Consider the following 13,427-nt stretch of genomic DNA (forward strand, 5'->3'; position numbering starts at 1 on the left):
TTAATCACAAAATTTACGATGAAGCTTATAAATATGTATATCAGGAGGCTATATAAAAATGAGAGAAGCATATGATTATATTATTATCGGAGGCGGTAGTGCCGGATCAGTATTAGGTGCGAGAATTAGTGAAGATGTATCTAATAACGTACTTGTACTTGAGGCAGGGCGTAGTGACTATCCTTGGGATTTATTAATCCAAATGCCAGCTGCTTTAATGTATCCAGCAGGCAATAAACTGTATGATTGGATTTATGAAACTAACGAAGAACCACATATGGACGGTAGAAAAGTCGGTCATGCCCGTGGTAAAGTGCTTGGTGGTTCAAGTTCTATTAACGGCATGATTTATCAAAGAGGTAACCCAATGGACTATGAAAAATGGGCAAAACCTGAAGGCATGGATAATTGGGATTTTGCACATTGTTTACCATACTTTAAACGTTTAGAAACAACATTTGGTTCAAGTAAAGATGATCCATACCGTGGCCATCATGGTCCGATTAAATTAAGAAGAGGTCCTGCATCGAATCCATTATTCCAAGCGTTTTTTAATGCAGGTGTAGAAGCGGGATATAACAAAACACCAGATGTTAATGGTTTCCGACAAGAAGGATTTGGTCCTTTTGATAGCCAAGTTCATAATGGTCGTCGTGTTTCAGCTTCAAGAGCATATTTACATCCAGCAATGAAACGTAAAAATTTAGACGTACAAACACGTGCTTTTGTTACTAAACTAAATTTTGAAGGAAATAAAGTAACTGGTGTTACATTTAAGAAAAATGGTAAAGAACATACAGTTCATGCTAAAGAAGTCATTTTATCAGGTGGTGCGATAAATTCACCACAATTATTACAATTATCTGGTATTGGTGATTCAGAACATTTACGTTCTGTAGGTATTGAGCCACGTTTACACTTACCAGGTGTTGGTGAAAACTTTGAAGACCATTTAGAGGTATATGTGCAACATGCATGTAAACAACCTGTATCAATGCAACCAAGTTTGAATAAATTGAAAATGCCATTTATTGGTTTGCAATGGATATTAGGTCGTAAAGGTGCTGCAGCATCCAATCATTTTGAAGGTGGCGGCTTTGTTCGTTCTAACAATGAAGTAGATTATCCAAACCTAATGTTCCACTTCCTACCGATTGCAGTAAGATATGATGGTACTAAAGCGCCAACTGCACATGGTTATCAAGTTCACGTTGGTCCAATGTATTCTAATTCACGTGGCCACTTGAAGATTAAATCTAAGGATCCATTTGAAAAACCGGATTTCGTCTTCAATTATTTGTCTACTGAAGAAGATAAACGTGAGTGGGTAGAAGCAATTAAAGTAGCTAGAAATATCTTGTCTCAAAAAGCTTTAGATCCATTCAATGGTGGAGAGATTTCACCAGGACCTGAGGTTCAAACAGATGAAGAAATTATCGAATGGGTAAAACGTGATGGAGAAACAGCATTACATCCATCTTGTAGTTGTAGAATGGGACCAAAATCTGATGAAATGTCAGTAGTAGATCCTGAGACATTTAAAGTACATGGTATGGAAAATTTACGTGTCGTAGATGCTTCAGTTATGCCACGTACGACAAATGGTAATATCCATTCTCCAGTATTGATGATAGCTGAAAGAGCTGCTGATGTAATTAGAGGTAAAAAACCATTAGAACCTGAATATATTGATTTTTATCGTCATGGTGTACATGATAAAGACGCAGGTACAGTAAAATAAAGTACATGCTATTAATATATAAGAACCTCCTATTTTCATTCGTAATAAATGAAAACGGGAGGTTTATTTTAATGGATTGAAACCATTGGTTATGAAATAACAACCTCTTTAATTTATGAAGCTGAATACGCTAAGTTGAAGGTGTGTTTCCTTTAAACTATAGTACTTCAGTGACAGTGATTTAAGAACGTATTTTTCTCCAAGTATAGTCTGCGTGCAAGACTACTAGTTTAAACTACTTACACATATTGTACTTCAGTGGGTCAAAGATGTAGGATTTTAAAAATAATAGCGCGCTAATCCATCATGGATTAGCGCGCTTGTTTGTACATAGCCATATATAAGCTATGCGCATGATATCTTTTAATATTTATTGATTTTTGGTAATTAAATCAGCGATTGCTTTAGCAGCATTACCATTTTCAATTGAGCAAAAATCATTATAAAATTTATCAATTTTAGGTTTATAATCAGTTTCAATTTGATTTAAATGTTGTAAATCTTCAGCTAGTTGATATGCATCTTGATAAATAGGTCCTGGTAAATCTTTGTGATAGTCTAAATAGAAGCCTCTTAAATCTTTAGCATATTTATCTAGATCATAAGCAAAGAAAATTTGAGGTCTTTTTAATACGCCATAGTCAAACATTACAGAAGAATAATCTGTGATTAAGCAATCAGAAATGAGATATAATTCTGAGATGTCACTATAGTTTGATACATCGATTGCAAAATCTTCATAACCTCTTAAGTCTAATGCGTTAGCAATAAGATAATGCATTCTTAATAGAATAACATAGTCATCACCAATTTTTTGCTGTAAATTATTTAAATCGATTTTTAAGTCGAATAAATATTTTCCTTTTTTGACAAATTCATCATCACGCCAAGTTGGTGCATACATAATTACTTTTTTGTCTTTAGGTAAATTTAAGTTTTCTTTAATTTCTTGAATGTAAGCTTGATCATTTGCACGATTAACTAAGACATCATTTCTAGGATAACCAATTTCAAGTATTTTCTCTGGTGGCATCCAAAAAGCTGTTTCAAATATCTTAGATGAATAAGCATTTGGAGAGACAAGGTAATCCCATCTGCTTGTTTCTTCTTTGAAATTACGCTTATAGTTATCAGTTGTTGTTCCAGGCATACGGATAACTTTCATATCATTTGCTAAGCGTTTTAAAGGCGTGCCGTGCCATGTTTGAATATAAACTTGGTTAGCTTTTTTATTTAGGTATAATGGGAGTCTTGCATTTGTTACCCAGTATTTTGCACTAGCGTAAGCTTCATAGTATGCGTTAGAACCCTTTTTAACTTTTTTGGCAGGTCCTGGTAAATAGACTTGATCAGGTTTTCTGAATACCCAAATAAATTCATAGTTTGGATGGTATTTCATCATATACTCATAGATATACTTTGGACTGTCACTATAATTTTTACCACCAAAAGCTTCGAAAACGATTGTATTCGGCTTAACTTTGTTTTCGCTATCTGTAAGTTGATATAATGAACGGTTTTTATTTTTTCGACGTAAAACAACATTTTTAGCTAAACGTGCATGCTTTCTAAATCGATTTACTTTAAATGCCGGCTTTTTCTTATTAAACATAAGCATTAATGATTCTAAAATAAATAATGGTTTCTCGCTTTTGAATATTGTAGTCATTAACTGTCTTGTGACTTTTGGTAAAAGCTCACTATTTGATTTATATCTTTCAGGTGTTTTTCTTAATGATGGCTCAAACGAATCTCTATATAAATTTTTCATCTTAGTTTTAATGAATTTTTTGTTTTCTTTTAAAGGCGCACGTTTTACAGCGTCTGAAAAACTATAAACGTAGTCATTAAAAATAATATTGAAATCTTGAGTTGACAACGTCGGTTTTTCAAACGGATCATAAATTTCTCCTTTAATATAGAAAGGGAATCTACTGATTCTTACAAAACCGTTTGAATATTTAATGAATTCTAAGACGAAAGACCAGTCGATAAAGATATCTAAATCTTCATTGAATTTAATATTATGTCCACGCATAATTGCTGTTTTAAAAACGATATTACAAACAGAATGTTTACGTAGAAATTGATTTGATTTTGTTTTAGTGTTTAAATATTGCACTTTCACTAAATTTTGATCGACGTATTGTGGCACATCTAAAGTGAAAGAATGAATAGGTGCAATTAAAGCATCGTATTGATTTAAATGTTTCATATAGAAAGCTAACGCATAAGACGCAAGATAATCATCAGAATCTATAAATATAAAATAAGGTGATGTTACTGAATCTAGCGCAATATTTCTTGCATAAGCATGTCCGAAATTTTGAGTTAAATCAATTTCTTTAATTGAGATGTTCCAATCTTTGATTGTTTCAGTTGCAATAGCTTTTGAACTATCAGTTGAACCATCGTTCACTAATATTAATTCAAAATCTTGGAACCTTTGATTTTTTAAACTGTTTAAGCAATTTTCAATATAATCTTCGGAGTTGTAATAAGTTACAATTACTGATACAGATTTCATTATTTTACCTCTTTTTCCATTAACTCTATTTATTATTTGAATAGCATACTTGTGCTGATAATATTCAAAATAATAGGGTGTTTTTTTAAAATAACTTCACCGTTTAGGAGTTAAAACGGATTTATTTATTTTACTACAATATAAATATATATTCAAAACATCAACTATTGTTTATTTTCAATTACACTTTTATAAAAATTATTGAAATAAACGTTTTACTTAAATCTTAATTATTTTGATAAATTAATAACTTCATTATAGGGAATTCTAGAGGCAAAATAAAATATTTCCAAACTAGAAATCATTAAATATTTAAACAGATGATTTGTAAAATATAACAAATTGCGTATAATTTGATTTTGTAAAAAAAGATTAAGGAGAATTTTGGAATGAAGAATAATGATTTTGAAGATGTTGTGTTAAATAGGAAATCTGTAAAAGTGTTTGATGAACAAGTTAAAATTCCTAGAACTGAAATGGATGAGATGATACAAAAAGCAACAAAAGCGCCATCGTCTGTGAATATGCAACCGTGGAGATTTTTAGTGGTTGAAAGTGAAGCAGGAAAAGAAAAATTGAAGCCACTTGTTCGTTTTAATACCCGTCAAAATGATACATCCGCAGCTATGGTTATTATATTTGGCGATATGCAAAATTATGAATATGGAGAAGACATCTATCATAATGCAGTTTTAAATGGTTATATGCCTGAAGAAGTAAAGGTTGAAATGTTAGGCAAAATATTGCCTTTATATAAAAGTTTAAATCGTGCAGAAATGAATGATATTATTAAAATTGATAGTAGCTTAGCAGCAATGCAATTTATGCTCGTTGCTAGGTCTTATGGTTATGATACAAATCCTATTGGTGGTTTTGAAAAAGATCAAATTGCTGAAGCATTTGATTTAGATCCAGAACGCTTTGAACCAGTAATGATTGTTGCTATAGGAAAAGCTAAAAATCCGGGTCATGACTCTTATAGATTGTCAGCGGAGACTGTTACAAAATATGTTTAAAATTTATAATTTTAAGGAAGCTAAGTTAAATAGTATTAACGACTTGAATATTAAATGGCTGAAGAATGTTAATAATTTATCGTTAGCTAGCTATGAATGTCATTTCTAAGATGACTAAAATGATAAATTAGCAAAAAGCAATAAATGCTTGAACATAAAAAGTTGATACTCAAAAATAAGCAGGTGAATCTAAATAAGGTTTGCGTGCTTATTTTTATAGTATTTATTACATAACCAAAAAGTACATTTCTATAAATATGTGTAATAAAAGCTTAACTTTTTGAACTTTATTATGTTATAAATAGTTTATAAATGTAGGAAACGGTAGGATTCGTAATTAAAAAAACAAGCTAACAATTTATATTGTATAGTAGAGGTGTTTGTGTGTTGAAATATAAAATTTTACTTCCTTTATTGTTTTTGTGTTTTATCATAGTTGGTGCATGTTGCTTATTAAATATTAAGCATTTGAGTCAGAACGTTTCATTTTATGCGGTGGGGGATAATTTAATTCATCCAGCAGTTTATCATGATGCTTCAGTGAATAACGGAAGTTTTGATTTTAAACCAATGTATAGTCATTTGAAAAAAGATATTGAAGCTTCGGATATAGCTTATATAAATCAAGAATCTCCCATTGGTGGAGATAGCAAAGGATTGTCTGGGTTTAAGCGCTTTAATACGCCAGAAGCTATAGCAAAAGATTTATCTGACTCAGGGTTCAATTTAGTGAACGGTGCTAATAATCATGCATTAGATCAAGGGGCGAGTGGACTTATGAATGAAATTGCACTTTGGAAGCAATTTGATGATATTGAATATTTTGGAACATATAATTCACAAAACAATAGAGATACAGTTCAAATTATGAATAAAAACGATATTAATATAGCTTTATTGAGTTATACATATGGCACGAATGGTATTCGATCGGATAAACCATATTACATAAATTACTTTGAAGAAAAGCAAATAAAAAGAGACGTGGCTAAGGCAAAAAAACAAAGTGATGTTGTTATCGTTTCAGCACATTGGGGTAATGAAGGTAAACATAAACCAAATAAAACACAACAGAAATATGCGAAAGTGTTTGCTGATGCTGGGGTAGATGTAGTGATTGGAACGCATCCCCATGTCATTCAGCCTGTGAAGTGGATTAAGGGTAAAGATAATCATAAAACATTAGTGGCTTATTCCCTGGGAAATTTTTTGAATGGTCAAAAAACAGGTGATGAAAACAATGTACTGGGAGGTAATTTAGCGTTCGATATTGAAAAAACACCGAAGCAAACTAAAATCAAGCAAGTCAGATGGAAATCACTAGTAACACATTATGAGCTGGAACCGACTTTATATAGCAATAAGGAACAAAATTTTAAAATGTATCCTTTAAATCAATATAATAATGAGTTAGCACGTAAGCATGGTTTAAATCAAAAAAATCAAGGTAATGTTAACGTGGAACGTTTAGAGGAAATCACTAAAGCAAACATTGATTCTGAATTTGTGACTAACGAAAGTTTCTGATTATTATTTATTTATAAAATGAATATGCTTATTTAATAGTATAAAAAGAAGAAGCGTAATCAATTCACATGTTTTGATTGTGCTTCTTCTTTGAGTTATGTGTATTTATTTTACTTGCTTAGCTAAACTTGTAATGTAATTAAAAAAGCTATCATGTTCAACATGATGTACCACAGAAACTAACCGGCCATTTGCTTCATCGATATATGTACATCCTTGACTAGGACCATTAACATGAACAGAAGTTTTTACATCGTGTTGTTTTACTAAGTCTGGTTTACCGACATAAGCAGTTGTTAAAACATCCCATAAGAAATATGTAGAATTTGTTTGGAAATGTGTGAGCGGTGGCACAGCAGCATAACTTACACCTAAAAAATCAACACCAGTATAAGCGCGTTCGTTGGCCCACATTTGTCTAATGTCCCAAGTCATAGGTACTTGATTCGTACTTTCTAAAGCGACCATATCAATCTTTAGTTCTGTATCAAAAATGGTTTTAACAGCTTCAGGGTCCCAAAATGCATTCCATTCAGCTGTGCCGTCATGTTCGGGTTCTTCTACATTCCCTTTTTCTAAAAATGTGCCTCCCATCCATACTAACCGTTCAATATTATTTACGAGTTTTGGTTCAACGGAGATAGCTTTAGCTAGATCCGTAAGCGGCCCAGTAAATAATAATGTAACTTTTTCATCGCTCGCGTTTACTTTTTCGATAATATCTTCATATGCCTCATGTGTTAATATTTTAGAATGTTGCGAAGTAGGCTCATTCAGTATAGGTAATGCATCCATAAAGAAAGCATGCATACGCCAATCTTTTGGGAAAGGATTTTTGCCGCGTGCTTTTGATGCTGCTACATGGACAGGCGTTAATGAAAAACGATTTATTATTTTTTGTGATGCACTCACAGCTGGTTCTATGTAACTGTCAGCACCGATTGCACTGACACCAATCAAATCGACTTCTTCCATTTGAAGTAATAAGAAAAGTGAGATTAAATCATCTACACCACCATCATGATTAAAATAAACTTTTTTCATAAATATAATCCTCCGAATTCAATGATTTTAAATCATTATACCAAACTCAGTTATTAGTATAAGCAATTTAAACAAAAGTTCATAAATCTTTAGCACGTGATATTAAAAGCCACAGGGTGGGAAAATTCTGAAAATAAAAAATGTAAGTGTTTATATATATGCGTAAAGGTTATGTTATATCTATGGAAGTAAATAAGGGGTGTTTTTATTTGTGAAGTTTAAAAAAGAAAAAGTGAATCATGTAGATTCAAATCAAGCTAAAAAAGGTGTAGTAGCAACGGGGATAGGTAATGCAATCGAATGGTTTGATTTTGGATTGTATGCACAATTAGCAGTGGTGATCAGTGCGAATTTTTTCGGTAATTTGCCACAAGAAATGCAAATTGTGTCAACCTTTGCAGTTTTTGCTTTTGCATTTATTGTAAGACCAATTGGAGGAATATTTTTCAGTCATTTGGGAGATAAATATGGTAGAAAAATAGTTTTATCTACTACCATTTTATTGATGGCTGCCTCTACATTAATGCTCGGTTTGTTACCAACGCAGGAACAAATTGGTATTTGGGCACCCATACTATTATTAGTAGTTCGAATGATTCAATCATTCTCCACTGGTGGGGAGTATGCAGGAGCGATGACTTATATTGCTGAGACATCTCCAGATAAAACACGAGGTAAATTAGGCAGTGGACTAGAAATAGGAACACTTGCAGGAAATATATTAGCTGCAATACTTGCTGGTACAATGTATAGTTTGTTGAATGACCAGCAAATGGCTGAATGGGGTTGGAGAATTCCATTTATTATAGCAGCGCCATTAGGTATTGTTGGTATTATACTTCGTTCGAGTCTTGATGAAAGTCCAGCTTATGAGTCCACATTAGAAGAACAAAAAGAATTAGAATATTCATATTTAGATATTTTTAAATATTATTGGAAAGACGTTGTAGTTTGTTTTACAGGCGTAGCTTTCTTGAATGTAGCCAATTACATGGTATTGTCATATATGCCTTCGTTCTTGAATACGACGATTAATTTAGGTGGGACAATGGGTTCAATATTAAGTACAATCACTATGTTGCTCATGATTCCAGCTGTATTTTTCTTTGGGTGGTATAGTGATAAAATTGGAAATAAACGTACGATTATATTTGGTTTAGCAGGTTTCAGCTTATTCTCAGTGTTAGCATTTTGGTTAATGAGCATACCGATGTTGCCTTTAGTTATCTTAGGTTTATTTATCATTGCATTATTTATGTCAACATTTGAAGGTGTTATGCCTTCAGTGTTACCAAGTATGTTCCACACTAAAGTCAGATTGCGTACGCTATCGCTTGTATATAATATAGGTGCTGCTATTTTTGGTGGTTTAACACCATTTATCCTTTCTACACTTGTAGAAACAACTGGCCAACAAATTGCACCTTCATATTATTTGATGTTTATAAATATTGTTGGCTTAATAATCTTTGTAACAATGTTCAAATCAACATCTAATAAATCTTTAAGAGGATCATATCCAAATGTAGAATCCCAAGAAGATTACGAAGATGTGATTCAAAATCCAAAAGATGCATTGTGGTGGGAAAAAGAAGTTAAACACGAAAAACGTAGCACAACATAGCATGATTGAAATCACAGTTTTTTAACAAAATATTTTAGAATTTTGGTTTTAAGATTGAGCCTCAAAAGGTTGCTAATAAAAGTAATCTTTTGGGGCTCATTTTATATTCGTATTGAATTTCATTGATAATAATTATTTTACAAATTAAGAGGAAATATAAAGGTGACTACATATGTATTGAGTGCACAATTGATTGGATGTAATGATATATTACAAATATTAAAAATGTTTGATAATTAATTTAAATAACAAGTGAAAAATAAAAGAAAAATCAAATAAATAAATTAATATTAAGTCTTTTATGGTATTATTAAAACAATCAAACTTAATGGGAGGTTGAGGGGTATGTCTAAAACAGTAAAAATAATTGTCGCAGTTGTGATTGGTGTGCTTTTAATTGCCGGTATTGGGGGAGCTGCTTATTACTTTTTTATCAAAAACACACCTAAAAACACATATTTATTGAGCGAAAAGGAAACAGCTAATCAATTTCAAGAATATGCTAAAGATCGATTTGAAAATGAATTTAAATTTCAAGATAAGATGAAAGATGAATCATATCTGATCAATTTAAAAGGAGACGCCGATGTGCCTAAAAATTTATTAGAATCATCAGGTGTTCCTAAATCTGTCGCAGATGCTTCTGAAGTGGGATTGACAGTGGGACACGATCCTAAAAAAGAAAAATCAATTTTGGCTTTAAACCCAACGATAGCAGATAATGAAATCGGTAAGTTTCAATGGGCTGCAGACAAAGACAATCAATATTATGCATCACCATTATTTAACGATGTTTATAAAGCTAAAAATGATGAACTAGTAGATGCTTTTGAAAAAATAACTGGAGATACATCAAGTACTACAGGTAAAGAGAATGTAGTGACAAATGATACATTAAACTTAAATTCATTATTATCGGGGTCACAAATTTCACAAAAAGATATAGAAAAAATAAGTAGTAAATATACAGATGTAATCATTGATAAATTAGACAAAGATAATTTTGAAAAAGAAAATGCTACGATTGATGTAGATGGCGATGAACAAGATGTTAAGAAAGTAACATTGAAACTTAGCAAAGGCGAAACAAAAGCGATTGTGAAATCAGTTTTGGAAAAAGCTAAGAAGGATAAAGATATTAAAAAAATAGCCGAAGATCAATTCAAAGCAGAGGATTATGAAGATAAAATTGATGAAGCGATACAAGAAGTGAAAGATAAAGATAAAAATGATTTTCCAAGTATTAAATCTGTAATTTGGGAAGAAGATAATTTAATTTTAAAACGTGAATTAACTGCTAAAGATAAAAATGATTCAGAAGTAAAATTAACAGGAACGAATCAAATTGATGATGATAAACTAGCAGTGAATTATAAAATTGCTGCAGATGATACTGAGTTATCATTAAAAGGTAAATCTACAAAAGACGATGATAAGTATAAAGACAATTATACAATTGGGGCTAATGAGCGTTACAAAAAATCTACGATTAAGTTATCAAACAATGAGACTCAAGATGGTGACAAACGTACAGACAAAGGTAAAGTGAGCGTTGATGCAAATTATCGCAAAACTGAATTTGAATATAATAATCATTTAGAAACCGATGTGAAGAATAATACGCAAAAGCAAGATTTTAAATTGACTACAGATATTCGATATCAACCAGTAACATTTAATATCAAAGGTGAAATAAAACTTAAAGAAGATATTAAATTCGAAAAATCAGGTGCCAAAGATTTAAATGGATTGTCCGATGATGATTTGAAAAAATTACAAAAGGAAATTTCTAAAAAAACAGAAGGTATCATTAAAGATTTAGCAAAAGATTTAAAAAAATAACTAAAAGGAGAGTGGTAAAATGAAAACATTACAATTGTTTCGCATTTACCACTCTTTTTTATTAAAAAAATGGTATTTACTACTATATTTATTGATTATAGTTATAGGGTTGTTTACTACTTTAATAGTGATTCAACAATTAAATCAAGATAATGAGAAATTTAGAATTGGTGTTGTGGATAAAGATCGATCTCCAGAGACGCAAATCATATTGAAATCACTAGGTGATGGTGCGAATTTGGGGAAAGATATTAGCATAAAAAAATATGACCAAAAAGTAGCTGAAAAAAAGTTAGAGAATAAAGCATTAGAGGGTTATTACGTGTTTGAAAAAGGTATGACACAGGATTTTTATAAAAATGGAAGTTTGCCTATTTCAGTACATACATATGATCAACAGTCTACCAAAAGTTTAGTCATTAATCAGTTAACAGACTCAGTATATCAAAGGCTTATGTTATCGATGGGTGGAGGTCTAGCCTATACAACGTTGTCCTCACATAATGATAAAGATCATACATTAATGCTGCTAACGGATTTATTGTTTACAGGACTAAATCGTGCTGGCGCATTTGAATATGAATCTATACATATATATGACAGTGCAAGTTATTATGTAATTACAACGTATTTAACATCTATTTATATTTTTGCTTTGTCAATATTTACTATTTTGAAAATGAATCAAACGACTGCATTGTGGTCAAGATTAAGCATGCACCATTTTTCTTTTGAAAAATTAACACTGATAAGAAGTTTATTTACACTTTTTTATACAGGATTATGGACGATTTTTGGTGTGCTTTGGTTGATTAAATCCTTGCCAAATCAGTTTGAAAGCTATAATTGGTTAACGATTGTAATTCAACTGAGCTATTATGTCTTGATGATTATCATTTGGTTAACCATTATTGATTTAATTGCTTTTAAATGGATGAACTATGTACTGAAAAGTATATTGAGTATATTGATTGTTCTATTGTCAGGGATGACGATACCAACCATTTATTTTAAACATTCTATATTAGGGATGGTTGATTACTTACCATTTAGTTTTGTAACAAATCAAATGCTGGAAATTGTATTGAATAATTATATTTTAGATGTACCAATAACTTTTTATAGCAGTTTATTTATATCAATTTTCATCTTAGTCTTGATATTGATTGGGAGGTATCGCTTATGATTCAACCCTATTTCTTCATAATTATAAAAAAACAGTGGAAACAACATTTAGTCTTTATGTGTATCTTATTATTCTCTTTAATTGCTATTTGGGGGATATATAAAACACTAAATAAATCATTTCAAATTCCTGTAGCAATACAAGATTTAGATCAATCTGCAGCGTCTAAAAATTTAATCAAAAACATCACAAGTAACGAATTCATTACTCAAATAAAAGTGCCAACTGAAGAAACGTATTTGGATGAATATATAGAAAGAAAAGAAGCGGTAGTAAGTTTACAAATACCTAAAAATTACAGTCAAAAGTTGCATGATAACCGTTTAAAAGAAACAATTTTATTATATGGAAGAGATGATTTTATTGGTGATATTACCTTAGAAATCATAAGCATGTCATTATATGAACAACAGATACCTAATATCGTTAAAAGTCATTTAGATGATAATGGTGATCGTACATCTTTGAACACAGTAAATAAAATATTGAATGATAAGACACCTCAATCTCAAATTGTACATTATTTTGTAAAGTCACATTCAGATACTTCTATTTCATTGAGTGTTGTTTTTGCGATATTGTTGAGTATGAGCAGTGTGCAAATTATTTTGCACCAAAGATTAAAACAGAATGGGCCTTTGAGAAGAATTTTTTTAGTTCAATATAGTCAGGTGAAATTGTATCTTACTTACATACTGATACATACGATGCTATTGTTAATGATATTAATCATAAGTGCATTATTGTTTCATCAATCGTTAACATGGATATTTTATTTGAAATCACTGTTTATCATTGTATTATTTGAAGCCGGTGTTGCTTTTTTATTATTTAAAATTAATACACTTAGTCATAGGTTATTTATGACGTTTATATATGCGCTTGTCATGAGCGTGATTTATATCCTTATACAAATTTAG

9 protein-coding genes are annotated in these 13,427 nt (G+C 31.1%); 7 read left to right on the top strand and 2 right to left on the bottom strand.

Translation table 11 applies throughout. The features are described from left to right. The first annotated feature begins 58 nt into the window (after positions 1–58). The gene (betA, locus tag KA814_RS00350) at positions 59–1,741 is read left to right on the top strand and encodes a choline dehydrogenase (protein ID WP_046206626.1); all 1,683 of its coding nucleotides are present in this window, start codon (positions 59–61) and stop codon (positions 1,739–1,741) included. A 370-nt stretch (positions 1,742–2,111) separates the two neighbouring features. Here the strand turns inward: betA and KA814_RS00355 are convergent, their stop codons facing one another. Then, on the bottom strand, positions 2,112–4,268 hold the full coding sequence (locus tag KA814_RS00355) for a bifunctional glycosyltransferase family 2 protein/CDP-glycerol:glycerophosphate glycerophosphotransferase (protein ID WP_064209168.1): 2,157 nt from the start codon (positions 4,266–4,268) through the stop codon (positions 2,112–2,114). A gap of 389 nt (positions 4,269–4,657) precedes the next feature. Here KA814_RS00355 and KA814_RS00360 point away from each other — a divergent pair, with 389 nt between their 5' ends. Continuing rightward, positions 4,658–5,284: a nitroreductase family protein gene (locus KA814_RS00360; RefSeq protein ID WP_064209169.1), complete on the top strand. Its 627-nt coding sequence runs from the start codon at positions 4,658–4,660 to the stop codon at positions 5,282–5,284. Between the two features lie 384 nt (positions 5,285–5,668). Continuing rightward, positions 5,669–6,811, top strand: a complete 1,143-nt coding sequence (locus KA814_RS00365) for a CapA family protein (RefSeq protein ID WP_064209170.1) — start codon at positions 5,669–5,671, stop codon at positions 6,809–6,811. A 105-nt stretch (positions 6,812–6,916) separates the two neighbouring features. Here KA814_RS00365 and KA814_RS00370 read toward each other — a convergent pair whose 3' ends face one another. After that, a complete protein-coding gene (locus KA814_RS00370; RefSeq protein ID WP_046206629.1) occupies positions 6,917–7,855 on the bottom strand; it encodes a nucleoside hydrolase in 939 nt (312 codons plus the stop codon). 211 nt (positions 7,856–8,066) lie between these two features. Here KA814_RS00370 and KA814_RS00375 point away from each other — a divergent pair, with 211 nt between their 5' ends. From KA814_RS00375 to KA814_RS00390, 4 genes are all read left to right on the top strand, one after another. Further along, on the top strand, positions 8,067–9,479 hold the full coding sequence (locus KA814_RS00375; protein ID WP_046206630.1) for an MFS transporter: 1,413 nt from the start codon (positions 8,067–8,069) through the stop codon (positions 9,477–9,479). Between the two features lie 345 nt (positions 9,480–9,824). Then, the gene (locus KA814_RS00380; protein ID WP_064209171.1) at positions 9,825–11,321 is read left to right on the top strand and encodes a DUF6583 family protein; all 1,497 of its coding nucleotides are present in this window, start codon (positions 9,825–9,827) and stop codon (positions 11,319–11,321) included. A gap of 19 nt (positions 11,322–11,340) precedes the next feature. After that, the gene (locus KA814_RS00385; RefSeq protein WP_210122638.1) at positions 11,341–12,507 is read left to right on the top strand and encodes an ABC transporter permease; all 1,167 of its coding nucleotides are present in this window, start codon (positions 11,341–11,343) and stop codon (positions 12,505–12,507) included. Continuing rightward, a complete protein-coding gene (locus tag KA814_RS00390; RefSeq protein ID WP_064209173.1) occupies positions 12,504–13,427 on the top strand; it encodes an ABC transporter permease in 924 nt (307 codons plus the stop codon). Before KA814_RS00385 ends, KA814_RS00390 begins: the two co-directional genes overlap by 4 nt.

The organism is Staphylococcus sp. GDY8P196P, assembly GCF_017891705.1.
Taxonomy (GTDB): Bacteria; Bacillota; Bacilli; order Staphylococcales; family Staphylococcaceae; genus Staphylococcus; species Staphylococcus ureilyticus.

Coding starts and splice junctions, on each gene's coding strand:
- betA (WP_046206626.1), top strand. CDS start 59: ATGAGAGAAGCATATGATTATATTATTATCGGAGGCGGTAGTGCCGGA.
- KA814_RS00355 (WP_064209168.1), bottom strand. CDS start 4,268: ATGAAATCTGTATCAGTAATTGTAACTTATTACAACTCCGAAGATTAT.
- KA814_RS00360 (WP_064209169.1), top strand. CDS start 4,658: ATGAAGAATAATGATTTTGAAGATGTTGTGTTAAATAGGAAATCTGTA.
- KA814_RS00370 (WP_046206629.1), bottom strand. CDS start 7,855: ATGAAAAAAGTTTATTTTAATCATGATGGTGGTGTAGATGATTTAATC.
- KA814_RS00380 (WP_064209171.1), top strand. CDS start 9,825: ATGTCTAAAACAGTAAAAATAATTGTCGCAGTTGTGATTGGTGTGCTT.
- KA814_RS00385 (WP_210122638.1), top strand. CDS start 11,341: ATGAAAACATTACAATTGTTTCGCATTTACCACTCTTTTTTATTAAAA.
- KA814_RS00390 (WP_064209173.1), top strand. CDS start 12,504: ATGATTCAACCCTATTTCTTCATAATTATAAAAAAACAGTGGAAACAA.